We start from the raw sequence: 27000 nt of genomic DNA, 5'->3' as shown, positions 1-27000 counted from the left end.
GTGTCCGCAAGCCGTCTGCACCGCGTCGCCGTCCTCGTCCTCGAAGGGGCGAAACCGCTCGATGTCGGAATCGCCGCCCAGGTGTTCACCACCCGTGCGAGCATGCCCTACGAGGTACGGGTGTGCGGCGCCGAACCCGGACTCGTGACCGGCGGCGACGGTCTCTCCTACCACGTCGCCCACGGTCTGGACGCGCTCACCTGGGCCGACATCGTCTTCGTCCCCGGCTACCGGTCCCCCGACCGCGAGGACCCGCCGCCGGCCGTCGTCGGCGAGCTGATCGCCGCCCACGAACGCGGCGCCCGGCTGGCCGCCATCTCGACCGGTGCCTTCGCGCTCGCCGCGACGGGACTCCTCGACGGCAAGCGCGCCACCACCCACTGGCACTACACCCGGGCCCTCGCGGCGAAACACCCGCTCGTCCACGTGGACGAGAACGTCCTGTTCATCGACGAGGGCAGCGTGCTGACGTCGGCGGGCGCCGCCTCCGGCATCGACCTCTGCCTGCACATCCTGCGCGGCGACCTCGGGGTGGCCGCCTCGAACCACGCCGCCCGGCGCCTGGTCGCCGCCCCCTACCGCAGCGGCGGCCAGGCCCAGTACGTGCCGCGCAGCGTGCCCGAACCGCTGGGCGAACGGTTCGCCGCCACCCGCGAGTGGGCGCTGCACCGGCTCGGCGAACCGCTCTCCCTCGACATGCTCGCCGAACACGCGGCCGTCTCCCCGCGCACCTTCTCGCGCCGCTTCGCCGAGGACACCGGCTACACCCCCATGCAGTGGGTCATGCGGGCCCGTATCGACATGGCCCGCGAACTGCTGGAGCGCTCGCAGTGGAGCGTCGAGCAGATCGCCGCGGGCGTCGGACTCGGCACGGGCGCCAATCTGCGGCTGCACTTCCAGCACATCCTCGGCACCAGCCCGAGCGAATATCGCCGCACCTTCACCCAGGGTGAATAGAACGCGCCCCGCCCGTTCACCCGCGGCGCGAGCCCGGCGCGGCGCTGGCGCGATCCTTGCGGACCATGGCGTTCCCGCCGCTGTCCGGGCCGCGGCGCGCGAGCGAACCTGGGAGGGAACCCGCAGGGACCGGAGGGACACCACCCATGACTCGCATCGCCATCAACGGATTCGGCCGCATCGGACGCAACGTGCTGCGCGCGCTGCTCGAACGCGACACCAAGCTGGAGGTCGTCGCCGTCAACGACCTCACCGAGCCCGCCGCGCTCGCCCGCCTCCTCGCCTTCGACTCGACGTCCGGCCGGCTCGGCCGTCCGGTGACCGTCGATGGCGACACCCTCGTGGTCGACGGCCGGCGTATCAAGGTGCTCGCCGAGCGCGAGCCCGCCCGGCTTCCCTGGGCCGAACTCGGCGTCGACGTCGTCCTGGAGGCGACCGGCCGCTTCACCTCGGCCACGGCGGCCCGCGCCCACCTCGACGCGGGCGCCCGCAAGGTGCTCGTCAGCGCGCCCTCCGACGGCGCCGACGTCACGCTCGCGTTCGGCGTGAACAACGACGCCTACGACCCGGCCGCGCACACGATCGTCTCGAACGCGTCGTGCACCACCAACGCGCTCGCGCCGCTGGCCGCCGTCCTGGACGACCTCGCCGGTATCGAGCACGGCTTCATGACCACGGTGCACGCCTATACCCAGGAGCAGAACCTCCAGGACGGCCCGCACCGCGACGCCCGCCGCGCCCGTGCCGCCGGCGTCAACATCGTGCCGACGACGACCGGCGCCGCCAAGGCGATCGGCCTGGTGCTGCCCAACCTGGAGGGCAAGCTGTCCGGCGACTCGATCCGCGTGCCGGTCCCGGTCGGCTCGATCGTCGAGCTGAACACGACCGTGGCCCGTGACGTGACCCGCGACGACGTCCTGGCGGCCTACCGCGCGGCGGCCGAGGGCCCGCTCGCCGGTGTCCTGGAGTACTCGCAGGACGCCCTCGTCTCCTCCGACATCACCGGCAACCCGGCCTCCTCGATCTTCGACTCGGCGCTCACCCGCGTCGACGGCCGGCACATCAAGGTGGTCGCCTGGTACGACAACGAGTGGGGCTTCTCCAACCGGGTGATCGACACACTCCAGCTTCTCGCCGCGGGCTGAGCGCGCGGGGAGGCGCGGCGCCGCGAGCCGCCTCACCGGGCCCCCCTCCACCTCCGGGTGGACGGGGGCCCTCGTCAGTCCACCGGCCAGGTGTGCACCGGCGCGTTGAGATGCATGTAGTCGATGTACTGCCGCGTCATGAGCCGCAGAGCCTCGTGCCGGTCGTACCGGCCGGAGGCCTCGAGGCGGTGCAGCGTCTCCTTCTGCCAGACCGCCCCGTTGCGCGCGGTGACGCACCGCTGCTCGATGACGCCGAGCAGCGGCTCCCGCCAGGCCGCGTCCATGCCCGACCGCTCCAGGCCCTGGTGGGCCAGCGGCAGCAGTCTGCGCAGCACGAGTTCGGGCACCGGCACCTCGCCCGTGCCCGGCCAGTACAGGCGGGCGTCGATGCCGTGCCGGGCGGCGGCGCGCAGATTGTCCTCGGCTGCGGAGAAGGACATCCGCGACCATACCGGGCGGTCCTCGTCCACGAGGGCCCGGGTGAGCCCGTAGTAGAAGGCGCCGTTGGCGAGGGTGTCGGCGACGGTCGGACCCGCCGGCAGCACGCGGTTCTCCACCCGCAGGTGCGGCCGGCCGCCGGCGACGGCGTAGACCGGACGGTTCCACCGGTAGATCGTGCCGTTGTGCAGGGTGAGTTCGGCCAGTTCCGGTATGCCGCCGCTGGCGAGGGTGCGGGCGGGGTCCTGGTCCTCGCACAGGGGGAGCAGGGCCGGGAAGTAGCGCAGGTTCTCCTCGAACAGGTCGAAGACGCTGGTGATCCACCGCTCCCCGAACCACACCCGGGGCCGTACGCCCTGCGCCTTGATCTCCTGCGGGCGGGTGTCCGTCGCCTGCTCGAAGAGCGGGATACGCGTCTCGTGCGCCAGCTCCCTGCCGAACAGGAACGGCGAGTTGGCCGCGAGGGCGACCTGCACCCCGGCGATCGCCTGCGCCGCGTTCCAGTAGCCGGCGAACTCCTCGGGCGACACCTGGAGATGGAACTGCGTGCTGGTGCAGGCGGCCTCCGGCGTGATGGTGTCCGCGTAGGTGCGCAGCCGCTCGACGCCGTCCACCTCGATGAGCAGGTCCTCGCCGCGTGCCGCGAAGACCTGCTCGTTGATCAGGTGGTAGCGGGCGTTCTCCGACAGGGCGCCGGGGCCGACGTCCGACTCGCGCAGGGTGGGCAGGATCCCGATCATGATCAGGTGGACGCCGACGCTCCGCGCGCGCTGCTCCGCGTGGTTGAGCGCGGCGCGGATCTCCTCCTCCCAGGCGTCGGGACCGCCCGCGGTCAGCCGGCGCGGCGGGATGTTGATCTCCAGGTTGAACCGGCCCAGCTCGGTGTCCCAGGCGGGATCGGCGATGGCGTCGAGCACGTCGGCGTTCCGCATGGCCGGATCGGCCGCGCCGTCGGTCAGGTTCAGCTCCATCTCCAGACCCACCTGGGGCCGCTCGGCGTCGAACCGCGCGTCGCGGAGCATCTGCGCGAAGGCGTCGAGGCACTCCTGCATCTTGATCCGGTACCGGCGGCGGTCCTCGCGGGTGAAGACCTGTGCCGGAACATCACGTCCCATCGGCCCTCCCTGGGTCGCCCCACGGACACCTCTCCCGTCCAGCGTCGCACCGGTTCCTCAGAACCACGAGGTGATACGGCCGCCAGGCCTCAGCCAGTGGCGCATCCAGCGGCGTACGAGCCGGACGGACTGGATGACGGTGAGCGGCCACAGCACGGCGAAGCACCAGAGGATCGCGGGTTCGGAGGTGCGGAAGCCGACGACGGCGAGAAACACCGAGCAGAGCACCATCAGCACGACCGAGACCGCCAGCCACGGCCGCCGGGCGGGGGCGGGCGGCGGCTCCGGATCGACGTGGTCGTGGCGCAGGCCTTCCTCGATCTCCGCGAGGGCGGCGCGTTCGAGCGGAGACAGCCGGACGCCGTCCCTGTGGTCCCTCTCGTCCACGGCGACCCACCTCCTGAGGATTCCTCGTCCACAGCGGGCTCTCGGGATGCCGGACCCTCACGTCCGGCCCCGAGCGCGGTGCGGCCTCCGGCCGAGGCAACGACCACGCCCTTGTCGCTATCGTCACACGACCGGCGTAAACCGGGCCATCGGTGGGCGAAGGTGCGCAACGGACGGAGCTGTGCTGTAAAGGTCCGGACCTGTGGCCGTCCGTGGCTTGCCCTACCTGAAGTAACAAGATCAAAATGCGGGGTGGGCGCCCAGGGCAACCAAACGGGCTGTCCGTCTTCCGGGACGCCCTTCTTCCTCCCCCCTCCGTGCGCCGGCCGAGACCGGCGCATGCCCCCGCCTCAGGAGCTTCGGATGCAGACCCCCAACGACTCCCTCGAACAGGCGCGCATGTCGTACGAGGGACACCTCGCCGCCTGCCGTCAGTGCGCCGCGGACCAGGCGCCGTGCGCCGTCGCCAAGCACCTCAGGCGCGTCTACAACAACCTCAACCTGGCCGCCCGGCGCGGCGCTTCGGGAGGTCCCCTCACGCGCCCGCGATGAGCGCGCGGGCCCTTCCGTGGCGGCCCGGAGGCCGTGCGGCAGGATGGGGGCATGAGCGTAGTCAAGATCAACGTACTGACCGTCCCCGCCGAGCAGCGGGAGACGCTGGAGAAGCGCTTCGCCTCGCGGGCCCACGCGGTCGAGGGCTCCGACGGGTTCGAGTGGTTCGAACTGCTGCGGCCCCTCGAAGGCACCGACAGCTATCTCGTCTACACCCGCTGGCGTGACGAGGAGTCCTTCCAGGCCTGGATGGAAGGCCCGATGAAGGCCGCCCACCAGGGCGGGGCAGCCCCCGGTGGCGAGCGCCCCCGGCCCGCCGCGAGCGGCTCCACCCTGTGGTCCTTCGAGGTCGTCCAGCAGGCCGCGCCCGCCAAGCCGTAACCGCCTTCCCGTCACGCGGGACGCGGGCGCGCGCAAGGAAAAGGCCAACCGCCGCACGGAATGCGGCGGTTGGCCTTCATGGGGCGTCTGCGGCGGACGGGTCAGGTGGCCGGGACCTCGTCCACGAACGCGGTTCCGGCGGTGCGGTACGCGGCCACCTTCGCGGACACCTGGGCCGGCGTCAGGACCTGGTCCTTGACGTGCAGCACGTAGTCGACCTGCTCGTCGTAGGCGCGCGCGGTCGTCGACGTCTGTCCGGCGAGGTCGATCAGCCACTGGTTGAAGTTGATCGACATGGGCCGCTCGGGCAGGTACTGGGCGTCGTGGGTGCCGAAGAGCTGACCGTCGATGTAGTACTTGATGCTGCTGTTGTCGATCGTGAGCACCAGGTCGTGCCAGCCCGCGTAGCTCTGGCGCGCCTCGGTGTGCTGGTTGACCGCCTGCCAGGGGTCGGGGTTGTACGTCTCCCAGGACGTCGTGTAGAGGATGTTGCCCGACTCGCCCCAGCCGCCGTTGGGCAGGTACTCGAAGTCGTACTCGGAGTAGTCGTCGGCCATCGGGGCCTTGAGGTCGTTGATGGTGAAGAACGTCTGCACCAGGTGGTCCCCGTCGGGGCCCGACTTGGGGGCGTCGGCGAACTTCACGCGTGCCGCGTAGGTGCCGTTCTTGAACTTGGTGCTCTTGGAGACGACTTCGGTCTGCTTGGTCGACTCGGCGGTCCCCGCCGTCGACGTCTCCAGGTTCATCACCTTGTTGCCGGACACGGTCGGGAAGGTGACCTTCGAGGGGTCCCAGTTCGCGCCGGGGACACCGGGACCACCGGAGTTGGAGCGGACGTTCCAGCCGTGCGCGGAGATCGCCGGGTCGGTGTACGACGCGTAGCTGAAGTCGTCGAAGAGGGTCTGGCCGCCGCCGGGCGGGTCGGTCGGGTCCGTCGGATCGGTGGGGTCGGTCGGGTCCGTGGGGTCGTTGCCGGCCGGAGCGGTTCCCCAGACGGTGGCACCGGCGAGCTGCGCGGTGACCTTGGTCCAGTCCGCGTAGGAGGTCTGCGCACCGCTGAAGGAGTAGTCGTCCGCCTGGTTCAGCGTCTGCCAGTTGGCCTGGTAGAACCGCAGCTGCATGTCGCCGGTGTCGGTCCCGGGCGCCAGCGTGCCGGCCGTCGAGGTGAAGCCGATCTCCAGATAGCGGTCGGCGGTCGCGGTCGGGTGGGCCAGGGTGCCGAACGTGCCCGTGATGTTCGCGCAGCCCTTGACCGCCCATGAACACGCGAACCGGTACGCGGCGCTCGCCGAGTCGGCCTTGAAGTAGTAGCGGATCTTCACCTGGCTCAACTGCACGGACGCCGAGCCGGTGTTGCGTACCTTGAACCACGGCTCGCTCTGATCGGCGGTGGCGCCGCTCGCGCTGGTGCGGTACTGGACGGCCACACCGCCGCCGGCGGCGCTCGCGGTCATCGGGAGGGCGACGAGGGCACTGCCGCCGAGAAGGGCGGACAGCGCGAGTGCCAGACGGCGACGGCCGGTCGGCGGACGGTTTCTCATGGGGGTTCCTTTCGGGGGCTCCCGTTCGGCGCGGGAGAGTGGGGGTGCACAGGAACGCGGCGCGGAGAACTGCGTGACTCGCTTGACCAGTTGACCCATCGGGGCTTACCAGTTGACGTTGCCTGAAGGTGGCATAGACCATTGCGGTCGTCAACCCCCCGGAATCAAGGGGGACTTGGTGTGCACGGGGATGATGGCGGTCGAACGGAGCGAGAGGTTCCCGTGCCGGGATCTTGGGTGGCACCCTTGACCAGTAGACCAGTTATGGTCGGGGGCCATACCAGTTGGCCGGAACCCACGACGAACGAGGGCCCCGTATGGAGATCGACCCCGCCGCCTCCCGCGCGGTGCTCAAACGCGAGAAAGTCCGCGACACGATCCTCGAACTCATCGAGGAGCGCCGCCCCGGCGACGCCATCCCCTCCGAGCGCGTCCTGTGTGCCGAACTCGGCGTCTCCCGGCCCACGTTGCGGGCCGCCGTCGATCAACTCGTGATCGCGGGGCTGCTGGTGCGGGAACACGGCCGGGGCATGTTCGTGGCGGCCGAGAAGATCACCCAGGAACTGGTGCCGGACCGGCGGACCTTCAGCCTGCCGCAGGCCGCGGGCACCTGGACCAGCAGGCTCCTGGAGTTCACCACGCTGTCCGCGGGAGCCCGGGTCGGCCGCCGGCTGCGCATCTCGCCCGCGGCCACCATCCGCTATGTCGCGCGGCTCCGGCTGGTCGACGGCTCGCCGATGGCCATCGAGTACCTGCACGTCCCGGCCGACCTGGTGCCCGACCTGACCAGTGACGAACTGGAGAACGGCGACCTGTACGAGCATCTCGGCGAACGGCACGGCATACAGGTCAGCGAGGCGGTCCAGTCGATCGAGCCGACCGTGGTGAGCCGCGCCGAGGCCGGCCTGCTCGACGTGCCGGAACTCTCCCCGGCCCTCCTCTTCGAGCGCCTCACCTCGGACGCCGGGGGCCGGCCCGTGGAGTACGTCCACTCGATCTACCGGGGCGACCGCTACCGCATCGTCTCCCGTCTGGCGCTCGGCCCTCGCTCCGGGCACGCGTCACCGGGGGAGGGGCACCATCCGGGCATCCCGCCGGGCGACTTCCCGGCGGGCGAGCCCGTCACGTTCTCCACCCGCGGGGTGGTGGCGGGCGACCTCTTCGGCCGCGCCGACGACCGGGTGGAGGGCAGGGTGGACGACCGGCTGGGCCGCCGGGTGGAGGGTCGAGCGGACGGCCGGCCCGCCACCTGACGTGGGACCTCCGCGATCTGCCTCGGGACCGTCCGGGATCTGCCTCGGGACCGTCCGCGGCCTGAGGCGGGACCATCCCGGACCTGACGCGGGGCGCCCCGGCTCAGTGGCCCAGCGCCGCCACACCCGCCGCGGCGAACTTCTCGTCCAGGTCACCGGAGGGAGCCCCGGCGACCCCGACCGCCGCGACCGGGGCGCCCTTGACGTCCACGGGCGCGCCGCCGGCGAGGAACAGTGTGCCGGGGATGTCCTTCAGGTTCGGGGTCTGCGCCAGCCGCTTGGCCAGCTCCGAGGTCGGGGCGTTCCAGGAGACGGCCGTGAACGCCTTGCGCTCGGCGGACTCGTACGACTGCGGGCCCGCGCCGTCGCCCCGCAGGGTGACGAGCGTGTTGCCGTTGCGGTCGACCACGGCGACGCTGACCTTCTGGTTCTCCTTCTCGGCGGCGTCCAGCGCGGCCTGCGCGGCCTTGGCGGCGGCGTCGACCGACAGGTGGGTGGAGGTGACGGTGCCGCCGCCCTTCACGCTCGCCACGGGGGCGGCCCCGGGGGCGGCGGGCGCCGAGGCGTTCGCGGAGACCGTGCCGAGGGTGCCGGCGGCGACGGCGGCGAGCACGGCACCGCCGGTGGCGATACGGGCACGGCGGGAGAGCTTCTTCATGAGGTCGACTCCAGGTCTGTCTGGGAGGGCGGTTCGCTTCTTCGCTCTCCAGCCTGGTGCCGTGAGAGGCCCGTCTCCGTCGGCGTTCCGGCTCGCCGCGCGCGGCCGACCGGCCCACACCGGGGTCAGCCGATCGGATGACCCCGGGCCCGCCCGGACGGGTCACCATGGAAAGGTTCGGGCAGGCCGGGGCACGCAGGGAGTGGCGAGGGAGGTGGACGGCGGTGGACGGCATGGACACGGGAACGGACCGTCCCCACGACCAGGGGCCCGGCGAGGACCGGACGGGCGGGACGGGCGGTGATCGTGCGGCGGGCGACGCAGGGGCGGGCGCGGGGCCGGGCACGCGGCGGGGTGACGACGCCGGCACGCACCTCGCCGGGAACGACGGCTCGGGCACGGCACGTACACCGGCCGGCGTGGACACGGGCGCGGCTCCGAGCGACGGCTCGGGCACGGCACGTACACCGGCCGGCGTGGACACGAGCGCGGCCCCGGGCGACGGCGCGCGGACACCCCCGTACGCCGGAGCCGACGAGCGTACGGACCCCCGGTACGCCGCCGACGCCCGCCTGCTCGGCATCGTGATGCACGTGGCGTTCTTCCTCCTGCTGGGCGGCGCCCTCGCGCGCTTCCTGCTGCGTCACCCCGGCGAGGCCCGCACCCCGTGGATCATCGCGCTCTCCGTCGTCCTGGCCGTCCTCTACGCCGTCCCCTCCATGGGAGCCGTCCGCCGCCACACGGCACGTGCGCGGAAGGGGGCCGGGAAGGACCGCGCCGCCGGTCTCCCACCGCCCGCCCCTGCCCCCGCCCTCGCATTCGGCCACGCTGCCCCCGCCCCAGAACTCGGCCACGCCGCCCCCGCCCCGGGACCCGGCCAGACGGTGCCGATCCCCGCACTCGGTCAGACCGCGCCCGCCCCGGGCCCCGGCCACGTCGTCCCCGCCCCGGAACTCGGCCAGGCGGCGGCCGTCCTCGTCGTGTGGGTGGTCCTCGTCCTGCTCGCCCCCAGCTTCGCCTGGTGCGCGGTGCCGCTCTTCTACACGGGCCTGCGCATGCTGCCGACGCGGGCGGCGCTGGTCCTGGTCGTCGTGCTGACGGCGTTCGTCGTCGCCGCCCAGTTCCGCCTCGCCGGCGGATTCGACCCGAACCTGCTGCTCGCCCCGCCCGCCGTCGCCGCCGTCGCCACCGCCGTCTTCCTCCAGATGGAACGGCAGACCGCACGCCAGCGCGCCCTGATCGACGACCTGGTCCGCACCCGTCGCGACCTGGCGGCCTCCGAGCGCCGCGAGGGCACCCTCGCGGAGCGCCAGCGGCTGTCCATGGAGATCCACGACACGCTCGCCCAGGGGCTGTCGAGCCAGCAGATGCTGCTCCAGGCCGCCGACCGCGTCTGGGAATCCGACCCCGGCAAGGCCCGCGCCCACGTGCGTACCGCCGAAGCCGTCACCGAGCACAACCTCGACGAGGCCCGCCGCTTCGTGCACGACCTCGGCCCCGCCGACCTGGCCCGCGGCGCCGGACTCGACCGGGCGCTGCGCGCGCTCGCCGAGCGGGAGTCCGGCGAGCGCCTGACGGTCCGCGTCCAGGTGGACGACGCCGGGCGCGTCCCGCACCTGCCTGAGCGGGTCCGTTCCGCCCTGCTGCGGATCGCGCAGGGCGCCCTGGCCAACGTACGGGAGCACTCCGGGGCGCGGACGGCCACGCTCACGCTCACCCTGCTGGACGATCAGGTCGTCCTCGACGTCACCGACGACGGCCACGGCTTCGACCCCGGGGAGCCGGGTCCGGCGTCCGGAGTGCGGGGCCACGGCGTCCCCGCGATGCGCGCCCGGGCGCGTCAGCTCGGCGGCACCCTCACCATCGAGTCCGCGCCCGGAGAAGGTACGGTCCTGTCCGCAGCGATCCCCCTGGAGTCCTCCCGATGACAGCCGTGCCCGACGCGCCCGACGCCTCCCGCGACCCGGTCCGCATCCTGGTGTGCGACGACCACGCCGTCGTACGGGCCGGACTGCTCGCCCTGCTCGACAGCGCACCGGACATCGAGGTCGTCGCGGAGGCCGGTACGGGCGAGGAGGCGCTTGCCCTCAGCGCCAAACTCGCCCCCGACGTCGTCCTCATGGACCTCCAGCTCGGCGACGGCATCGACGGCGTGGAGACCACCCGCCGGCTCACCACCGCCCCCGGCGGCGGCCCGCACGTCCTGGTGCTGACGACGTACGACACCGACGCCGACATCACCCGCGCCATCGAGGCCGGGGCGACCGGCTACCTGCTGAAGGCCGAGCGCCCGGAGGAACTCTTCTCCGCCATCCAGGCAGCCGCCCAGGGACGCACGGCGCTCTCCGCCCCGGTCGCCGGCCGCGTCATGGCCAACCTGCGCAGCCCCCGGCCCACCCTCACCGACCGCGAGCGCGACATCCTCGCCCAGCTCGCCCAGGGGCTCGGCAACCGCGAGATCGCCAAGGCCCTGTTCATCAGCGAGGCGACCGTCAAGACCCACCTCGGCCGCATCTACGACAAGCTCGGCGTCGACACCCGGGCGGGCGCGGTGTCGGTCGCGAAGGAACAACGCCTCCTGCCGTGACAGCCCGGGTTCCGCCGGCCCGCGCGACCGGCGAGACCGCTGCGACCGGTGAGACCGTTGCGGCCGCTGGAACTGGTGCGACCGGTAAGACCGGTGAGGCCCGGCGGAGCACGGAGCACGGAACACGGAATGGGAGAACGGGCGGCGCTCGCGTTCCTTCGATCGCCGCTGTTCCCGGCGGAATTCGTCCGACGCGCTGACAGGCGGCCCCTCCGTTAGAGTGAGGGCGACGACGTGCTCATTCCGGTCGCCCTTCGCTGCTGACCTCTCCGTCGAATTCCCCTACGTCCGAAGCGGTTTTCGTGGCGTTGCCGAACCGCCGGTCCCGGGCACTGAACCCGCGTGACGCGTGGAGTTCCGTACCACTTCCGAGAGGAACAACTCACATGCCCTTCGCCACCGCCAAGGACGGCACGCAGATCTTCTACAAGGACTGGGGTTCGGGCCAGCCCGTTGTCTTCTCCCACGGCTGGCCGCTCACCGCGGACTCGTGGGACCCCCAGATGAAGGTGATGGCGGACAACGGGTTCCGCGTCATCGCCCACGACCGGCGCGGCGGCGGGCGCTCCGGCCAGCCCTGGACGGGCAACGACCTCAGCACGTACGCCGACGACCTGGCCGCGGTCATCGAGGCCGAGGACCTTCACGACGTCATCCTGGTCGGCCACTCCACCGGGGGCGGCGAGGTCACCCGCTACATCGGCCGGCACGGCAACGACCGGGTCGCCAAGCTGGTGCTGGTCGGGGCCATCCCGCCGCTGATGCTCAAGACGGACGCGAACCCCGAAGGCCTGCCGATGCAGGTCTTCGACGACATCCGCAAGGGTGTGGAGACGGACCGCTCGCAGTTCTACCAGGACCTCAGCGCCCCGTTCTTCGGAGCCAACCGCGACGACTCGACGGTCACCCAGGGAACCCGTGACGAGTTCTGGCTCTGGGGCATGACCGTCGGCCTCAAGGGAGCCTATGACTGCGTCAAGGCGTTCTCCGAGACGGACACCACCGAGGACCTCAAGAAGGTCGACGTGCCCACGCTGATCGTGCACGGCGACGACGACCAGATCGTGCCCATCGCGGCCTCGGGCGACAAGTCGTCCAAGCTCGTCAAGGACGTGGTCTACAAGGTCTATCCGGGCGCCCCGCACGGCCTCGCGCTGGTCCCCAAGTTCGCCGAGATCTTCAACAAGGACCTCCTCGAATTCGCCCGCGGCTGACCCCGCCGGACCCTGAAGAGCGGCCCGCGCCGGACAGCGCGGGCCGCTCACGGACGTCCCCGACTCACGGACTCCCCGGCTCAATAATGTCCCGGCTGGGGGATGTCCTCGCGCGTGGACCTCAGCCGGCGGACGGCTCCCCTGAAGCGGACGTCGCCGCCGCGGGCACGGTGTCGGCGTACCGGGCCCGCATGGCGTCACTCGCCGCGGGCCCCGCCGTGAAGACGTACGCCTCGCTGTCGTCGAGCCTGCGCCCCGACCTGGCGTCGACCACCACCGGCTCCACCTCCTCGCCGGTGGCGGCGTCGACAAGGATCATGCTGCGCCGCTCCGGTGCGAGGCGGGAGTTCCCCCAGGCCGCCAGCGCGACGACGACCGGGCGCAGCGAGCGCCCGAGGTCCGTCAGCACGTACTCGTGGCGCACGGGCTGCGTCTGGTAGGGCCGGCGTTCCAGCAGGCCGTCGGCGACGAGGGTCTTCAGCCGGGCTGTGAGCATGCTGGACGAGATCCCGAGGCTCTCCTGGAACTGGTCGAAGCGGGTGTAGCCGTCGAAGGCGTCATGGAGGATCAGCAGCGTCCACCACTCGCCGACGTGCTGCACCGTCGTGGACAGCGGGCACTCCCTGTCCTCCAGTCTGATCCGGCCCGGCATGGCTGCTCCCCAGAGTTACTGCTAAAGTGAAAGTTACTAGCTTCTAGTTTAGCAGTAACAGGGGCCGGTGTACTCCGCGTACCCGCGTGGGCGCGCGCCCACGCCCCGAGAACGAACCCTCACGACGAACGACGGCGGCACCACCCCGACCGCCGGACCCGCCCACTCCCACCTGGACCCCGCCATGCCCGATGACCAGCACCAGACCATCGACCCGGCCGGACTTCCCCCGGTCATCACCCGATACCTCGCCGCCCACCGCGCCCGGGACACCGCCACGGCCCTCACCACGCTGACCGAGGACGCCACCGTCACCGACGACGGCAAGACCTACGAGGGAGTTCCCGCGATCGCGGACTGGCTCGGCAGGGCCGCGAGCGAGTACACGTACACGACCGAACTGACCGCCGCCCAACGGATCGATCCGTCCCACTACATCGCCACCCACCACCTCGAAGGCGACTTCCCCGGTGGCCAGGTGGACCTGCGCTTCCGCTTCACCCTCCGGGACGACCTCATCGAGGAGCTGGTCATCGAACCGTGAACCGGCGTTGTCCGGTCAGGGCCCGGGTTCGCCCCCTCTCCCTGCGTCACCCCCCGACCGCCCCGACGCCCTCGCCCCCACCCTCCGGCAGGGGCTGTTCCGTCCAGATGGCCTTGCCCTCGGGGGTGTAGCGGCTGCCCCAGCGCTCGCACAGGGCGTTGACGAGTTGCAGGCCCCGGCCGCCCTCGTCGGTGTCGGAGGCGCGGCGGATACGGGGCATGGTCAGGCTCGCGTCGGACACCTCGCAGACCAGGCTGCCGCTGCACAGCAGCCGGAGTCCGATGGGGCCCCTGGCGTGCCGGACGACGTTGCCGACGAGTTCGCTGGCGAGCAGTTCGGTGGTCATGACCAGATCGTCCAGATGCCAGCGGGCGAGCTGCTCGCGCACATGGCGGCGGGCCACCCCCGCCGCCTCCGGTCCCTCCGGCAGGGACCAGCAGGCCATCTGGCGCTCCTCGACCCCGTGCAGCCGGGCGATGATCAGCGCGGCGTCGTCCGCGGTGGGCTGCCCGCCCGGCAGCAGACCCGCCGTCACCGCGTCGCACAGGTCCTCCAGCCCGTTCTGGCGGGCGGCCCGGGGCACCAACTCGGCCAGCCGGGCCATGCCTTGGTCGATCTCCCGGTGCCGGGACTCCACCAGCCCGTCGGTGTAGAGGACCAGCAGACTGTCCGCCGCGAGCTTCAGCTTCGTCGTCTCGAACGGCGGGAACGCGGCGCCCAACGGCGGGTTGGCGGCCACGTCCGGGAAGTGGGCGCTGCCGTCGGGCAGGACCACGAGCGGTGGTGGATGCCCCGCCCGCACCACGGTGCACGAGCCGTCCGTGGCGTCGTAGAGCGCGTACAGGCAGGTGGCGTAGGAGTGTTCGCCGAGCCCGCCCACGATGTCGTTGAGGTGGCCCATGATCTCGTCGGGGGGCAGCTCCAGCGCGGCCAGGGTGTGCAACGCGGTCCGCACCCGCCCCATCGTCGCCGCCTCGGGCAGACCGTGCCCCATCACATCGCCGATGACCAGGGCCACTTGGCCCGCCGACAGCGGGATCAGGTCGTACCAGTCGCCGCCCACGTCGGCGGTGTGCCCGGCCGGCAGATAGCGGGCCGCCGCCGTCACCTCCGGCAGCACGGGCAACGCCGTGGGCAGCAGGGCCCGTTGGAGTTCCCGCGACCGGGTGAGTTCGGCGTCGAACAGTCGCGCCCGCTCCAGGGCGTGCGCGACGAGGGCGCTGATGGTGATCAGCAGCGTGCGCTCCTCCGAGCTGAGATGCCGAGGAGTCTCGAAGGCGATCACACAGACGCCGAAGGTGTGGCCGGACGCAGTCAACGGGAGGAAGGCCCACGCCTCCTTGGTGGTCGGCGGGCGGCTGCCGCCCGCCGGGAACGCGGACTCCCACTCCTTGCGGGAGGAGTAGAAGGCGGGCTCCCCGGTCAGGACGGCCTGACCGACCGGATCGGCGTCGGAGAGCGGCATGCCGTGCGTGCCGTGCATCTGCCGCAGGAAGGCGTCCGGGTAGCCGACCGACCCGATGTGCGCCAGGCTGTCGCCTTCGCGGACCAGCACCAGCAGTCCGTGCGCGTCGAACGGGGGCAGCACCCGCTGCGCGATCGCCCGCACCACGTCCTGCGAGGTGGTGGCCGCGGCGAGCTGACCGGTCAGCTCCGCCGTCCGGCTCGCCCGCTCGGCCGCGGTCCGGATCGCCGCCACCTCCTCGGCCTCGTGGCGCCGCGACTCGGTGACATCGGTGAAGTACAGGGTGACGCCACCGGGGACGGGGACCAGCCGCAGGTGGTAGCAGAGCCCGCTGTCCGCCATCGTCACGTCGAAGCCGAGGGCGACGGACTGCGCGGCCCCGCGCTTGCACCGCTCCGCCAGGTCCGGCATCCGGCGCAGCGAGGGCAGCCCCCACAGGTCGCGCCCGAAGAGCTGCTCGTCGGTGACGCCGAGAAGGCGCTCCGCCTCCAGGTTGGCGAAGGTGACGCGCCATCGGTCGTCCACGGACAGGAACGCGTCGCTCATGTACTGCAGGGCGCGGCTCAGCGTGTCACGGGTGGACCGTGACGCGTCGCTCACCCACCCCTTGCCGACGATGCGAACGACCTGCCCCTCGTCGTCCAGCACGACGTGTGCGGAGGCCCGCGTCCACAGATAGCTTCCGTCGGCGCGCCGGACCCGGTACTCGGCCTCGAACGGCGTGTGTGTCCGGAGCGTGCGGTCGGCCGCCGCGAGGGTGCGCGGGAGGTCGTCGGGGTGCACGACCTTCATCCAGCTCTCGACGTGCGGTATGAAGTCCGCCGGATCGGTCTGGTAGACGCTCATGGCCGCCGCGTCCCAGAGCAGCTCGCCCGTCTGCACGTCCCACTCCCACGACCCGACGGGGGTGAAGTCGAGGTCCGTCCCCATCCGGGCCGGGGCCGGCATCCCCCGCAGCCGGCTCATGGTCCAGTCCGCCACCGCGCTGAGGAACGCCCACTGCTCGGGCGTCGGCTCCCGGTCGTCTCCGCTGAGGCAGGTGATCGCGCCGATCGCCCGCTGTCCGTCGATCAGCGGCACCGAGAACCAGCCGGACCGCGACAGCAGCGGCGCCGAGGGCTCGACCAGGTCGGCGGGGAGCGCGGACCGCCACACGGGCTCCCCTGACCGTACGGCGGACGCGGTGGCGGTAGGCCCGTTCTGGTCGATGATCTCCCAGGCCCGGGTCAGGGACAGCGGCAGCCCGGCGGAGGAGACGAGACGCAGGGCCGACATGGGCCCCCGCAGATAGACGGCCCCGCCGACACAGCCCAGCTCGGCCATGGAGTGCTGGAGCGCGAGCCGGAAGATCTCGCTTTCCGTGATGTCGTCGTCAGCGGAGTCGAGTACGTCCAGCCGCCTGATCACCCACCCAATATAGGATGAAATGCCCGCGATCACCTGCCCGTCTGGTCCGTTCGGCCGACGTGGGCACGGGCGGCCGGGACCGGCAAGCGCGCGACGCGAGGCCCCGCGTCCCCGGCCGTTTCGCTCCTCGCCGGGCGCGGGCCCGGCGCTCCCGCCGCGACCCGGGTTGCGGGTCCCCGTACGCCAACCCACGCTGACCTGGACGCCACGTGATCCACGATCCGGGCCCGCCGCCGCCCCCCCCCCGAGACCGGGCGGCGGTCCCGGCACGGGAACGCGACAACACGCACGGCCGCACGAGCACACGCACGGCCGCACGAGCACACGCGGTACGGGAGCACGGGGCGTCGGTCCCGACGAGGCGAGGGTGGTGGCACACAGGTGAACGCCGGACCGCGGCGTCCGCACCGGCAGCCGGACCCGCCACGCCCGGGTCGCGGCGGACGCCGTACGCGCCACCCCGTCCTCGGGAACCGGTCCGCCCGTGGAGCCCGTTCGGTGGCACGGGCCCGCACGGCCGGGACGGCCGGGACGGTCCAGGATTTCCGTGACGTCGGCCGCGACCAGGCGCCGGTGGGACACGGACTGCGGGTGGCCGCCGCGTACGCCTGGCGGCTGATCGTCGTCGGCTTCGTCGGCTACACCCTCTTCGCCCTCCTGGGCCGGCTGCAACTGGTCGCCGTGGCGCTCTTCCTCGCGCTGGTCATCACGGCCGTACTGCGCCCGTTCGCCGACCTGCTGGCCCGTCACATGCCCCGCACCCCGGCCGTGGTGCTGAGCATGGGCGGCAGCGTGCTGCTCGTCCTCGGCCTGATGGCACTGGTCGGCGGGCTCGTCGCGGGCGAGTCGGGGCGGCTGGGACACGAGTTCGCCGGGGGACTGGGGCGTATCGAACGGTGGCTGGAGGGCTCCCCCTTCCATGTGAGCCACGCGGTGCTGTCGAACCTTCAGGACAAGGTCGCCCACCTCGTCTCGGAGAACCGCTCGGTGCTGATCAGCAGTGCCCTGAGCGGAGTCGGACGCGCGGTGGAGGTCGTCACCGGGCTGGTGCTCGCCCTGTTCTGCTCGCTGTTCTTCGTCCGCTCCGGAGACAAATTCTGGCGGTGGTCCAAGGACCTGCTCCCGGAGGCCGCGCGCGACCCGTGGGACCGGGCCGGCCGCGCCGCCTAGCGCACCTTCGCCGGATACACGCGCGGCATCATCATCGTGGCCGCGACCAACGCCGTCCTCGTCGGCATCGCCCTCTACGCCCTGGGCGTCCCCCTCGCGCTGCCGCTCACCCTGCTGGAGTTCTTCGCCGCGTTCATCCCGCTGGCCGGATCGCCCGTCGCGCTCGCCGTCGCCACCGTCGTCGCCCTGGCCACCCGGGGCCCGGTGGTCGCCCTGGTGGTGCTCTCGCTGATCGTCGTCATCGGCCAGTTGGAGGGGCACGTCCTGCATCCGCTCGTCCTGAGCTGGGCGGTCCGGCTGCATCCCGTGGTCGTCGCCGTGTCGGTGATCGCCGGAAGCATCCTCGCCGGTGTGATCGGTGCCGTGGTGGCCGTCCCGATGGTGTCGGTCGCGTGGTCCGTGACCGGCGCACTGCGCGCGCCTCCCGGACCCGCTCCCGAACCGACGGGCCGCTCCCCGGACGCCCCGCCCGCGCCCCCCTGACACCCGCGCCTACGGGCGACGGGCTTCCGGGACGCCCGGACGCCCTCATTCCGGCCAGCCGAGGGACGTGTAGCTCTCTCCGGCGGCGATCGCGGTGAGCGCCGCTCGGGTGTACCCGACCAGCGGCTCCGGCAGGGCGTCCAGGGGCCACCACCGCCACTCCGTGCACCGGTCGGGCTCCGGGACCCGGGGTTCGCCGTGCCAGCGGCCGGCGGCGAAGAACAGCTGCACACGCGGGAACGGGCTTCCGGGGTGGCACATGTCCACGGTGTGGACGAGGGCGAGGTCGTCCGCCGTGACGACGAGGCCGGTCTCCTCCGCCGTCTCCCGCACCACGCAGGCCAACGCGGACTCCCCGGCCTCGCGGTGGCCGGCCGGCACATGCCATACCGAGGGCGCGTAGTCGCTGTCCGGATGCCTCTTTCCGAGCAGCACGGCCCCGTCTCGTACGAGGACGAGGTGGGCGCCGACGATGCTCTGCGCCCGGACCTTCCGGCTCTCGTGGACGCGCACCGTCCGGGGCACTCCGGCCGGGCCGAGGTGGGGGCGCGGCTGCCGCTGGTGCTCGCGGAGGACGGCCGCCGTGCCGGGGTCGAGGGTCATGTACGCCGTCTCGGCGAAGCTGGTCCAGCGCAGTTGGATGCCCTCGTACAGCGGGATCTCGTGGGCGGGCGTGTTCAGGGTGCCCACGTGGACGAGGCAACGGTCCGTGAGAGCGCCGCCGGCGTCCACGGTGTCGACGAGGAGGAAGGGAGTGAGGTCCGGGACGGTGAGGCCGGTCTCTTCGAGCAGTTCGCGGGCGATCGCCTCGGCGGGCGTCTCACCGGGCTCCGCGCCCCCGCCCGGCAGCCCCCACTGCCCGGGCCGCCAGATGGGCTTGTTGGCGTCCCGCAGATGCAGCAGATAACGCCCGGAGTCGTCCACGAGGAGGGCGGAGGTGCCGGGAAGTTCGGCGGGGGACGGGGAGAGCGGGGGCAGGGCGCCGTCCACAGCGGTCATGCGGGTTCCCTTTCGGCGGCGGGGCAGGGGAGCGGTCAGGTGTTCGGGGGGCGGGCTTTCAGAGGTTCAACGACCGCGCCGGGATATCGAACACACGTATTTCGGCCGCATCGGAATCCGCGGGGGGCGAGGGAGGGGGCCGGGGCGGGCCGGAACGCCGGGGCCGGTCCGCGCGCGTCAGATGTCCGAATCGCCGCCGCTGATGGGGGAGTGACGGGTGGGGCGACGCGGGGCCGGCATGGTGGGCCCGGTGCGGCGGAAGCCCCGGGCGCGGGGCCGCCGACAGGCGCCGGGCGGGGAGGCGCGCGGGGAGGCGAGCGGGGAGGCGAGCGCGGCGGAACGGGCTTGATCGTGACGGGAGTTCGGCCGTTCCCTGCCGTCCGAACGGGTCGGCCGAGGAGTCGCCGACGGTCGTGCGCCCCCGCCCCAACGGTCCTGCTGCCTGCTGCCCGCTGCCCGCTGTCGGCGGTCGGCCGTCGGTTAGCGGCGGTCGGCTGTCGGCGGTCGCTCAGTCGAGTGTGCCCGCCGCCGCCGACATCAGGGGCTCGGCCTCGGCCTCGGTCGTGTCCGGCGGTACGACGAGCAGATCCCAGCGCCCCTCGCCGGGCGCGACGAGGACGATGGTCTGGGGCCCGGACCCCGCCGCGGCCGTGTGCAGGCGGACGACCTGGTTGGCGACGAGGATGCGGCCGGGCAGCGCGGACCACGCGGTGCCGTTGACGGTGACGCTGCTGACGTGGCCCCACGCATTCGGCAACCCGGCGAGCAGATCGGGGAGTTCGGTGAGCAGCTCGTACGAGCGGGGCCACCAGGCTCCGTCGATGGCCCGGGGCAGGTCGCCGTGCGGCGCCAGGCGCAGCCGCAGGAGAGGTCGGACGGGAAGCGGGGGCTCCGCTGCGGTGGTCATTCTGGCTCCAGCCGACGAACCGTGTACGAAAGGGCAGTTGGGATCACAGGCGGCGGGCGGTGACCCGCTCCGCGCTCGGCCAGCGCACCTCGGACACCCAGCCGAACCGTTCGAGAAGACGGATGAAACCGGCCGACGGATCGATCTGGCCGCGGTCCACGCCGTGGCGGGCGCTCGTCGGATCGGCGTGGTGCATGTTGTGCCAGCTCTCGCCGAACGACAGCAGGGCCAGCGGCCACAGGTTGGTGGCCCGGTCGTGACGCCGGGTCCGGAAGGGGCGCTCGCCGATGAGGTGGCACAGCGAGTTGACGCTCCAGGTGACGTGGTGCAGCAGCGCGATGCGCACAAGTCCCGCCCACAGCAGGGCGGTCACGCCGTACACCCAGCTCCCGCCGATCGCCCAGCCCAGCCCGAACGGCAGGGCCAGAGTGAGGAGGCACAGCGCCGGGAAGGCGCGGGAGACGGCTCGGATGTCACGGTCGGCGAGGAGGTCGGGGGCGTAACGCTCGGCCGGTGTCCGTTCGTTGCGGAAGAGCCAGCCGACGTGCGCGTGGAAGAGCCCGCGCAACTGGCCGCGCAGATGGGTGCCGTAGCGGTACGGGGAGTGCGGGTCGCCGGGGCGGTCGGTGAACGCGTGATGGCGGCGGTGGGTGGCGACCCAGCCGATGACGTCGCCCTGGAAGCTCATCGATCCGGCGACGGCGAGCGCGACACGCACCGGGCGGACGGCCCGGTATCCGCCATGGGTGAGGCCGCGGTGGAAGCCGACCGTGACGCCGAGGCCGGTGACCGCGTAGAGGACGGCGGCGAGGATGACGTCGGTGGGGTGGATCAGGCGCCCCCAGAGCAGCCAGCCGGCCAGGCCCAGGGCGACGAACGGCAGGATCACGATCACCGCGGTGACCGTCACGTAGATCCGCTCGCCGCCGTCGCGCGGCGGGCTCGTGCCGGTGACCGGGAAGGGGGACGTTCCGTCGTAGTCCTGGAGCGGCGGGGCGTCGCGTGACGGGACCCCCGTCGGGGTGGGGGTGGAGATGACTGCCATGGGAGAACTCCTCGGCCTCGGTGCGGGTGGCGCGGCCGGGGTCAGGGGCTGCCCCTGTGACGGGATTCGTGAGAACTGGACGGTCGGGACAGCGACAAATGAAGAGTCCTCGCTTCCCCACCGTACTCCGGCCCGCTCCTGAACGGGGCTGATCCTGTTGGGTGATCGGCAGGCGAGACGCGGCGCGGAGTAGGGTGAGGGCTACCGAGGGCACTTCGTGCACCGGCTTCCATGCCGGGTCGTTCTCGGCGAGCCACGAGAACCGGACCGCCGTAAGGCGCCCGGAGACAGGCCCGCGTCATGTCGCTGACCTCACCCGCCCTGCCGTCCGCCCAGCCCGTGGCGCCTCTCGTGACCGAGAGGCCCGCGGAGTCCGAGAGGCCCGGCGTCGTCCCGGCCGCCCGGCTCGCTCTCAAGACCGAGGGCGGCACCCGGGGTCTCCTGGACGGTGCCTGGTGGCCCCGCTCCCGGGACCTGCCGGCCGAACTGCCCGAGCTGACCGACGTACTCGACCGCCGGTGGGGCCGGATCACCCGGATCGCCGTCAACCCGCGGCACTGGCCGGTCATTCCGCGCGCGGTCCCGGTGAACGGCCATGTCGTCAAGGTCGGTTGGTTCACCGAGACCGACGCGCACAAGCTGTTGCTGCTCTCCTACGGCACCGGGCGCTGGGACCTCCTGGTCATCCCGCCCGAGACCGATCCGGAGACCGCCGCCCGGCTGATGGCCGCCGCCTCCGGCCACGACGGCCCGCCGCTCACCGCGAGCGCGCTCGTCGCCGCCGAGGAGAGGCGGGCGGACCGGCCGAGGGCGTGATTCAGGAGGCCTCCACCGCGGCCTTGATCCGCCGGCCGAACGCCGGTGCGTCCTTGCGGGAGGCGCTGAGGGCGAGGCCGACCAGGAGCTTGCCGACGCCATGGCCGTTCAGGACGTTGAAGATCCGGACCCGGGTCGTGCCCTCGCCGGTGGATTCGAGGTCGTAGCCGCCCTCGTCCGCCGTGATGGAGTTCTTCGAGATCTCCGTCCAGCGGATCAGGTGGGGCGGTTCGAACTCGGTGATCCGGAATCTGCGGGCCGACTTCATGCCCGCGTCCTTCACCGTGCTGGTGAAGACGGTGCCCACCGCCGTCGGACCCTCGGGTGTCTTGGTGATCTCCTGCACCCTCGGACTGAACTTGGGGTCGTTCGTGCCGGCGGCGAGGAAGGCGAACACCTCCTCGATGGGACGGTTGATCTCGGTTGTCGCCTCGAACTGACCGGACACGGTTCCTCCTGTGCTGCGATCACGAACGCCGCTGGGGGCACGCGGACCGGCCGCGCCCTTCCAGCCTAGGGGCCCCGGGCGCTGCCGTCGCGTCGCGAGAACTCTTCGCAACGCGACCGACACGCGGGCGCCCCTCCCGGCCGGTCAGCGGTCGAGCGACTCGGTCAGGCGGACGCGGTAGCCGTCCTCCTCCATCAGCACGACCGTGACCCCGAAGGGGTTGGGGTGGTCCAAATCCATCGGAGTGAACGCGTACTCCACGGCGGCCCGGACCGGCGCCACCAGCTCGCCGCCCTCCCGTGGCGGCGGAGCCGCCTTCCACTCGATCCCCGTGTCGGTCCCCGGGGCCGCCGCCTCGCCGTCGGGCCCTGGAGCGCAGGGCACCTCGGCATAGGGGAACTGGTGCAGCACGTGCCCCTCGGGGGTGGCGTGGACCATGTTCAGGCAGGGTGCCGGGCCCTCGGCGGGCAGTCCGCAGAGGCCGGCGACGTCCAGCGACTCCCAGGCGAGGACCACCTCGTCCGCCCCGGCCGCCGCCGCGATGTTCGACAGCGCGGCGATCCCGGTGAGCGCGTCCGCGCCGGGCTCGACCGGCCGGAGCCAGATCAGCCCGACCAGCTCGCCGCGCACCAGCGGCATGATGACCGGCCTGGGCACCGCGCCCTCGGCCACTCCGGTGGCGTAGGCGCCCTTCACCGAGCCGACCAGCGTGTCCCACGTCCGGCTGTCCACAAAGGCCCCCTGCTCCTCGCTGCTGCGTCGATCACCGCAGACCCTGTCACGCCGGGCGCCGCCGTGTCAGCGCGATGTCCGGCTTGTGCCCCTTCGGCTTCGGTGCGGCGACGCGTTGACGGCGGGAGGAACCGGTCACACGGTCATTCAACCGGGAAGTTGAATACGGGAGGTGGGGAGTGGCCGACGACCGGCTGTCCCGGGTGTTCTCCGCGCTGGCCGACCCGACCCGGCGCGACATCGTCATCACCCGCGAGTTCGACGCCCCGCCGGAGCGGGTGTTCCGCGCCCACACCGAGCCCGACCTCGTCGTCCAGTGGCTCGGCCCGCGCCGGCTCACCCTGCGCGTCGAGGTCAGCCTGGAGACGGCCGTCTTCGTGCACGCCTGGGACCTGGCACGGGCCAGTGGCCAGGACGAGGCCCTCGACCCCGGCGGATGTGCCCGGCTGCTCGACGGGATGCTCCCGCTCGACCAGGTGCTCCGCGAGAGCGGACAGTACGGTCCTCGGGTCGAGGTTCCCGGCAGCGCCGGCGCCCAGACGCGCCTGCTCGCCTTCATCGGGCGCACACCCTGACGCACCGGACGAACACACCGAGCGGCCCGGCGGGGACACCGCGGCGAAACCCGGACGGAGCCCAAGACGCCGTATGCGCGGGCACGTTGGCGTACGGGCCGTGGCGTGCCGCCACGGCCCGTACGGTGCCTACGCCAAGTTGCTCGGCCGGTGGGGGGTTCAGGCGGCCTTGTTCACCTTGGCGAGGGCCTTCGCCAGACCGTTGGCCCACAGTTGGTTGACGCGGGACCGCTCGGTCGCGTTCGGATAGCGGTTGGTGCAGGACGGGCCGGGTCCACCGCCCGACATCAGTTCGCTGCACGGGCCGCTGTAGTGGTCCGGCAGGCCCAGGACGTGCCCGGTCTCATGGGCGGTGACCCGGATCGAGTCGTACTGCCGGTTCTGCGCGTAGTCCAGGAAGATGTAGCCGCTGCCGTGGCCGTTCGTGGACGCGTACGACCCGCGCGAGTCGTTGCCCTCGTAGTACGTGAAGTCCGCGCCCCCGGTGGTCGACTGGAGCTTGACGTTCGACACGGAGCTGTTCCAGATCGAGGCGGCGCTCGATATCTGCGAGCGGAAGCTCGGCGCCTGGGAGGCGTTGTAGTACACCGTCACCGACGCCAGTGTCGGGTTCGCCGCCTGCCTCTTGGCGACCGACTTCAGCACGGCGTCGAAGAACGCCTTGTCACCGGCGGCACCCTCGGCTCCGCCGACGTACCGGGCGTGCGCGGCGGGCGCGGAACCGGCCGGGGCGGTCGCCGGCTGGGCGCTCGCCGGAACGGCGGTGCCGAGCGCGGCGGAGACCAGACCGGCGCCGAGCGCGAGGGCCAGGAGTCTGCGGGACGACGTCGAGTTCGTGCGCGAGGAAGGCATGTGGGGTGCTCCTACTCGTTCGTGTGGGGGTGTGAACGACGCGTTCAGCAGGAGTGTCGGGCAGGCGAAGGGCCCGGCGGATGATGGCAACAGGGGATAGCACCGGGCTATCGGGGCCAACTCGTAAGCGTTCGTAGCGATTTGAACATCTGGTGCCGTGCCCGGTGCCGCCCCTACCCTTCCGGACATGGATCTGGAGGTGCGGCACCTGCGTGCCCTCTGCGCCATCGCCGACGCGGGAAGCCTGCACAAGGCGGCCCGTGAACTCGGCGTGGCGCAGCCTTCGTTGAGCACCCAGTTGCGCCGCATCGAGCAGACCCTCGGCGGGCAGCTCTTCGTCCGCGCGGGCACGGGCTGCCGCCCCACGCCGCTCGGCCACGCCGTACTGAGCCGGGCACGGCCGCTGGTCGCCGAGTTCACGGCGATGGTCACGGAGACGCGCGCGGCGGTGGCCCGCGCAGCCGACGAACGCCGGCTGCGCATCGGAGCGACGGCCAGCCGCGCCCTGCCAGGCTGGCTCCGGAGACTGCGCGCCCGCGTCCCCCGCACCGAACCCACCCTCCGCATGGACGTGTCGGCGAACTCGCTGCTGCGCATGGTCGCCGGAGGCTGGCTCGAACTCGCCTTCGTCCACGAGGTCGAGGGCAGCCCGCTCTGTGTCCCGCCGGAACTCCGGCTGCGCGTCCTCGTCGAACGCGAACCGCAGTTCGTCACCCTCGCGCCCGACCATCCGGCGGCCCGTGGACGCGAGGTGGCCCTCGCCGAACTGGCCGACGAACAGTGGATGGTGGACTCCACCGTCGACGGCGAGTGGGACGGCGTCTGCCGGGTGCTGCGCGGGGCGGGACTCGACCCCGACATGCTGCACGGCGACTACCTCACCGCGTACTCCCTGGCCGCCACCGGCGAGGTCGTCACGGTCAGCCAGCCCACCGCCCGCCCGCGCTCCGACGTCGTGATCCGTCCCCTCCAGGGCGACCCGATCGGCGTACGGCTGCTGCTGGCCGCGCGCACCGAGGCCGAACTCGACAACGGCTACCAGGAGTTGGAGGAGGCGTACTGGGAGGCGGCCCACCAGGCGCCGGCCTACCGGGAGTGGCTGACCCGCAAGGGCGCGCGGGACGCGGCGCGCGTCCTGGGAGAGCGTGACGGCGGAACCACTCGCGAGGACGCGGCGCGGACGCTGGTCGCCGAGTCGGGGCAGGGCGGCGCTTGGCGCGCGGGCTCGGCGGCGGGGCGGGGCGGGTGGCGCGACGGCTCCGATGGAGGCCTGCGGGGGACGGCCCCCTCAGTCTCCTGAAGGGGTCCTGCCGGTCGGCGTACGGGCGCCCAAGTCCCGCTCCTCATCGCTTACGTGCGAAGTCCCGCCCCGGTCGTGCCTGCCGATGGCCGACAGTTCCGCCGCGAGGGTCCGCAGCCAGCCGTCGATGTCGACCAGCGCGGGCCGGACGGACGGCGGGGCCGCCGAGATCACCTCGGCGGGCAGGGGTGCGGGGCGAACGCGTACGCCGCCGGGCGGGAAGGCGGTGGCCCGGTCCATCGCCGCCGCCAGTCGCCCGGCCGCCTCGTGAGCCCAGCGGGCGGCGTCCGACGGGGCGGGGCCGTGGTCCTGACGGGGCAGCCAGTGCGCCCCGACCATCGCGTGCGAGCCGCAGTTGAGCGCCGCGAGCCAGTCGGGGCCACCGTCGCCGGGGGTGCCGCCCTCCGTCCGGTACTGCGCGTAGGCGCCCTCGGCGATGCGGAGACGGTGGCGTGCCAGCCGTAGCGCCTCCTCGGTGGCCGCGTCGCGCGAGCGCGCCTCGGCCGGCGTGTCGACCAGGTTGGCCGTCGTGAGCGTCACCAGCCGCGCCACCGCGCGCAACAGCTCGGCGACGCCACGCCGGACCTCCGCGCGGGCTCCGGCGGGCCAGGCGAGCACCCCGCAGAGAAGCCCGATCGTGCAGCCCGTCAGAACGTCGAGGAGCCGTACCTCGGCGAGCCGCCAGGTGGCCGGTGTGAGCTGGCCGAAGGCGGCGGACACGACCAGGGTGAACAGGCCCTGCGCCCACGCGGGCCCGGCGATCGGCCCGACGGCGAAGGCCACGAACATCGCCGGTACCAGCACGACGGCGTACACGAGCGTCGCGTCCCCCGCCCCGAACAGCAGGGCACCGGCCGCCAGCGCGCCCAGCAGGGTGCCGACCGCCGCCGAGCGGACGGTGGACCAGGTCGCCCCGGCGGTCGTCCGGCCCAGGGTGAGGACGGCGAGCAGGACCCAGAAGCCGTGCGACAGGTCCAGCGTGCCGGCCACCAGGCGGGCCGCCCCGAGCCCCAGGGCCGTACGGACGGCGTTCTGGAACAGCACCGAGCGCAGGGTGAGGTTGCCGGTCAGCCGCACGGCGAGGAGCCGGGCCGTGGACGGTTCGGCGTACCAGAACTGTTCGTGCGGGAGGCCGGGGGAGTCGCGGCGGCCGGCGACCGCGATGGCGACCGCGCTCTGGACGGTCAGGGCGGACGCGGCGACGGCCAGTACGTCCGAGGTGTGCCGCAGCAGGTGCGGGGACGGTTCCCGGCCGTCTCCGAGGCGGCGCCCGCGTACGGTGACGAAGTCGGCGACCTCCTCCTCCAGCGTCTCCGGCGCGGGCGCGGCGCGGGTGCCGCGCAGGGCGTCCGCCGTCGCGGCGCAGGCGGCGGCGAC

General features: G+C 72.6%; 24 protein-coding genes and 2 pseudogenes. 13 read left to right on the top strand and 13 right to left on the bottom strand.

Going from position 1 to position 27000, the window contains the following annotated elements:
• Positions 1–957: a helix-turn-helix domain-containing protein gene (locus AB0912_RS26340; RefSeq protein WP_366703899.1), complete on the top strand. Its 957-nt coding sequence runs from the start codon at positions 1–3 to the stop codon at positions 955–957.
• Between the two features lie 146 nt (positions 958–1103).
• Positions 1104–2102, top strand: a complete 999-nt coding sequence (gene gap, locus AB0912_RS26335; RefSeq protein ID WP_366703897.1) for a type I glyceraldehyde-3-phosphate dehydrogenase — start codon at positions 1104–1106, stop codon at positions 2100–2102.
• A 74-nt stretch (positions 2103–2176) separates the two neighbouring features.
• Here the strand turns inward: gap and AB0912_RS26330 are convergent, their stop codons facing one another.
• A complete protein-coding gene (locus tag AB0912_RS26330; protein ID WP_366703895.1) occupies positions 2177–3655 on the bottom strand; it encodes a glutamate--cysteine ligase in 1479 nt (492 codons plus the stop codon).
• 57 nt (positions 3656–3712) lie between these two features.
• Entirely contained in the window at positions 3713–4042 is a 330-nt protein-coding gene (locus tag AB0912_RS26325) for a DUF3040 domain-containing protein (protein WP_366703893.1), read from the bottom strand.
• Between the two features lie 363 nt (positions 4043–4405).
• Here AB0912_RS26325 and AB0912_RS26320 point away from each other — a divergent pair, with 363 nt between their 5' ends.
• Both AB0912_RS26320 and AB0912_RS26315 read left to right on the top strand, forming a co-directional pair.
• Positions 4406–4594: a hypothetical protein gene (locus AB0912_RS26320; protein ID WP_366703891.1), complete on the top strand. Its 189-nt coding sequence runs from the start codon at positions 4406–4408 to the stop codon at positions 4592–4594.
• Between the two features lie 51 nt (positions 4595–4645).
• Complete coding sequence (locus tag AB0912_RS26315) at positions 4646–4975, top strand: antibiotic biosynthesis monooxygenase (protein WP_366703889.1); 330 nt, start codon at positions 4646–4648, stop codon at positions 4973–4975.
• Between the two features lie 101 nt (positions 4976–5076).
• Here AB0912_RS26315 and AB0912_RS26310 read toward each other — a convergent pair whose 3' ends face one another.
• The gene (locus AB0912_RS26310) at positions 5077–6516 is read right to left on the bottom strand and encodes a cellulose binding domain-containing protein (RefSeq protein ID WP_366703887.1); all 1440 of its coding nucleotides are present in this window, start codon (positions 6514–6516) and stop codon (positions 5077–5079) included.
• Between the two features lie 317 nt (positions 6517–6833).
• On the opposite strand from AB0912_RS26310, the gene AB0912_RS26305 reads away from it, so the two are divergent.
• On the top strand, positions 6834–7769 hold the full coding sequence (locus tag AB0912_RS26305; protein WP_366703885.1) for a GntR family transcriptional regulator: 936 nt from the start codon (positions 6834–6836) through the stop codon (positions 7767–7769).
• 103 nt (positions 7770–7872) lie between these two features.
• Here AB0912_RS26305 and AB0912_RS26300 read toward each other — a convergent pair whose 3' ends face one another.
• Positions 7873–8427: a heme-binding protein gene (locus AB0912_RS26300; RefSeq protein ID WP_366703883.1), complete on the bottom strand. Its 555-nt coding sequence runs from the start codon at positions 8425–8427 to the stop codon at positions 7873–7875.
• 587 nt (positions 8428–9014) lie between these two features.
• Between AB0912_RS26300 and AB0912_RS26295 the strand changes: the two genes are divergently transcribed.
• The 3 genes from AB0912_RS26295 to AB0912_RS26285 all read left to right on the top strand — a co-directional run bounded on the left by AB0912_RS26295 (position 9015) and on the right by AB0912_RS26285 (position 12228).
• Complete coding sequence (locus AB0912_RS26295; RefSeq protein ID WP_366703945.1) at positions 9015–10355, top strand: sensor histidine kinase; 1341 nt, start codon at positions 9015–9017, stop codon at positions 10353–10355.
• Positions 10352–11014 carry a response regulator transcription factor gene (locus AB0912_RS26290; RefSeq protein ID WP_366703881.1) on the top strand — a complete coding sequence of 221 codons (663 nt, stop codon included), beginning with the start codon at positions 10352–10354 and terminating at the stop codon, positions 11012–11014. The genes AB0912_RS26295 and AB0912_RS26290 overlap by 4 nt, the downstream gene beginning before the upstream one ends.
• Before the next feature lie 386 nt (positions 11015–11400).
• Positions 11401–12228: an alpha/beta hydrolase gene (locus AB0912_RS26285; RefSeq protein ID WP_366703879.1), complete on the top strand. Its 828-nt coding sequence runs from the start codon at positions 11401–11403 to the stop codon at positions 12226–12228.
• A gap of 121 nt (positions 12229–12349) precedes the next feature.
• On the opposite strand, the gene AB0912_RS26280 is transcribed toward AB0912_RS26285, so the two are convergent.
• Entirely contained in the window at positions 12350–12880 is a 531-nt protein-coding gene (locus AB0912_RS26280) for a helix-turn-helix domain-containing protein (RefSeq protein WP_366703877.1), read from the bottom strand.
• 184 nt (positions 12881–13064) lie between these two features.
• On the opposite strand from AB0912_RS26280, the gene AB0912_RS26275 reads away from it, so the two are divergent.
• Positions 13065–13424: a nuclear transport factor 2 family protein gene (locus AB0912_RS26275; protein WP_366703875.1), complete on the top strand. Its 360-nt coding sequence runs from the start codon at positions 13065–13067 to the stop codon at positions 13422–13424.
• Between the two features lie 46 nt (positions 13425–13470).
• Here the strand turns inward: AB0912_RS26275 and AB0912_RS26270 are convergent, their stop codons facing one another.
• Entirely contained in the window at positions 13471–16296 is a 2826-nt protein-coding gene (locus AB0912_RS26270; protein ID WP_366703873.1) for a SpoIIE family protein phosphatase, read from the bottom strand.
• Positions 16297–16869: 573 nt separating this feature from the next.
• Here AB0912_RS26270 and AB0912_RS26265 point away from each other — a divergent pair.
• Positions 16870–17949 (top strand): annotated as a pseudogene (locus AB0912_RS26265) (AI-2E family transporter).
• A gap of 45 nt (positions 17950–17994) precedes the next feature.
• On the opposite strand, the gene AB0912_RS26260 reads toward AB0912_RS26265, so the two are convergent.
• The 3 genes from AB0912_RS26260 to AB0912_RS26250 form a co-directional block, all read right to left on the bottom strand.
• Positions 17995–18948, bottom strand: coding sequence for an NUDIX domain-containing protein (locus tag AB0912_RS26260; protein WP_366703871.1), 954 nt, complete (start codon positions 18946–18948; stop codon positions 17995–17997).
• 508 nt (positions 18949–19456) lie between these two features.
• Positions 19457–19855: a DUF5994 family protein gene (locus AB0912_RS26255; RefSeq protein ID WP_366703869.1), complete on the bottom strand. Its 399-nt coding sequence runs from the start codon at positions 19853–19855 to the stop codon at positions 19457–19459.
• 43 nt (positions 19856–19898) lie between these two features.
• Positions 19899–20900, bottom strand: a complete 1002-nt coding sequence (locus AB0912_RS26250) for an acyl-CoA desaturase (RefSeq protein WP_366703867.1) — start codon at positions 20898–20900, stop codon at positions 19899–19901.
• A gap of 194 nt (positions 20901–21094) precedes the next feature.
• Between AB0912_RS26250 and AB0912_RS26245 the strand changes: the two are divergent.
• Positions 21095–21689 (top strand): annotated as a pseudogene (locus tag AB0912_RS26245) (DUF5994 family protein); the annotation flags it as partial.
• 28 nt (positions 21690–21717) lie between these two features.
• On the opposite strand, the gene AB0912_RS26240 reads toward AB0912_RS26245, so the two are convergent.
• Entirely contained in the window at positions 21718–22164 is a 447-nt protein-coding gene (locus AB0912_RS26240) for an SRPBCC family protein (RefSeq protein ID WP_366703865.1), read from the bottom strand.
• Positions 22165–22308: 144 nt separating this feature from the next.
• A complete protein-coding gene (locus tag AB0912_RS26235) occupies positions 22309–22896 on the bottom strand; it encodes a hypothetical protein (protein WP_366703862.1) in 588 nt (195 codons plus the stop codon).
• A gap of 179 nt (positions 22897–23075) precedes the next feature.
• On the opposite strand from AB0912_RS26235, the gene AB0912_RS26230 reads away from it, so the two are divergent.
• A complete protein-coding gene (locus AB0912_RS26230) occupies positions 23076–23471 on the top strand; it encodes a hypothetical protein (protein WP_366703860.1) in 396 nt (131 codons plus the stop codon).
• A 159-nt stretch (positions 23472–23630) separates the two neighbouring features.
• Here AB0912_RS26230 and snpA read toward each other — a convergent pair whose 3' ends face one another.
• Entirely contained in the window at positions 23631–24323 is a 693-nt protein-coding gene (gene snpA / locus AB0912_RS26225) for a snapalysin (protein WP_366703858.1), read from the bottom strand.
• A 187-nt stretch (positions 24324–24510) separates the two neighbouring features.
• On the opposite strand from snpA, the gene AB0912_RS26220 reads away from it, so the two are divergent.
• On the top strand, positions 24511–25623 hold the full coding sequence (locus tag AB0912_RS26220; RefSeq protein WP_366703856.1) for a LysR family transcriptional regulator: 1113 nt from the start codon (positions 24511–24513) through the stop codon (positions 25621–25623).
• On the opposite strand, the gene AB0912_RS26215 is transcribed toward AB0912_RS26220, so the two are convergent.
• Positions 25612–27000, bottom strand: a 1389-nt coding sequence (locus AB0912_RS26215) for an FUSC family protein (RefSeq protein WP_366703854.1), incomplete at its 5' end; no start/stop codon positions are given. The genes AB0912_RS26220 and AB0912_RS26215 overlap by 12 nt on opposite strands.

This window comes from Streptomyces sp. NPDC007084 (assembly GCF_040703595.1).
In the GTDB taxonomy this organism is placed as follows: Bacteria; Actinomycetota; Actinomycetes; order Streptomycetales; family Streptomycetaceae; genus Streptomyces.
This window is presented reverse-complemented; position numbering and strand designations above follow the sequence as displayed.

Coding starts and splice junctions, on each gene's coding strand:
- gap (WP_366703897.1), top strand. CDS start 1,104: ATGACTCGCATCGCCATCAACGGATTCGGCCGCATCGGACGCAACGTG.
- AB0912_RS26330 (WP_366703895.1), bottom strand. CDS start 3,655: ATGGGACGTGATGTTCCGGCACAGGTCTTCACCCGCGAGGACCGCCGC.
- AB0912_RS26320 (WP_366703891.1), top strand. CDS start 4,406: ATGCAGACCCCCAACGACTCCCTCGAACAGGCGCGCATGTCGTACGAG.
- AB0912_RS26315 (WP_366703889.1), top strand. CDS start 4,646: ATGAGCGTAGTCAAGATCAACGTACTGACCGTCCCCGCCGAGCAGCGG.
- AB0912_RS26310 (WP_366703887.1), bottom strand. CDS start 6,516: ATGAGAAACCGTCCGCCGACCGGCCGTCGCCGTCTGGCACTCGCGCTG.
- AB0912_RS26305 (WP_366703885.1), top strand. CDS start 6,834: ATGGAGATCGACCCCGCCGCCTCCCGCGCGGTGCTCAAACGCGAGAAA.
- AB0912_RS26300 (WP_366703883.1), bottom strand. CDS start 8,427: ATGAAGAAGCTCTCCCGCCGTGCCCGTATCGCCACCGGCGGTGCCGTG.
- AB0912_RS26295 (WP_366703945.1), top strand. CDS start 9,015: ATGCACGTGGCGTTCTTCCTCCTGCTGGGCGGCGCCCTCGCGCGCTTC.
- AB0912_RS26290 (WP_366703881.1), top strand. CDS start 10,352: ATGACAGCCGTGCCCGACGCGCCCGACGCCTCCCGCGACCCGGTCCGC.
- AB0912_RS26285 (WP_366703879.1), top strand. CDS start 11,401: ATGCCCTTCGCCACCGCCAAGGACGGCACGCAGATCTTCTACAAGGAC.
- AB0912_RS26280 (WP_366703877.1), bottom strand. CDS start 12,880: ATGCCGGGCCGGATCAGACTGGAGGACAGGGAGTGCCCGCTGTCCACG.
- AB0912_RS26275 (WP_366703875.1), top strand. CDS start 13,065: ATGCCCGATGACCAGCACCAGACCATCGACCCGGCCGGACTTCCCCCG.
- AB0912_RS26260 (WP_366703871.1), bottom strand. CDS start 18,948: ATGACCGCTGTGGACGGCGCCCTGCCCCCGCTCTCCCCGTCCCCCGCC.
- AB0912_RS26255 (WP_366703869.1), bottom strand. CDS start 19,855: ATGACCACCGCAGCGGAGCCCCCGCTTCCCGTCCGACCTCTCCTGCGG.
- AB0912_RS26250 (WP_366703867.1), bottom strand. CDS start 20,900: ATGGCAGTCATCTCCACCCCCACCCCGACGGGGGTCCCGTCACGCGAC.
- snpA (WP_366703858.1), bottom strand. CDS start 24,323: ATGCCTTCCTCGCGCACGAACTCGACGTCGTCCCGCAGACTCCTGGCC.
- AB0912_RS26220 (WP_366703856.1), top strand. CDS start 24,511: ATGGATCTGGAGGTGCGGCACCTGCGTGCCCTCTGCGCCATCGCCGAC.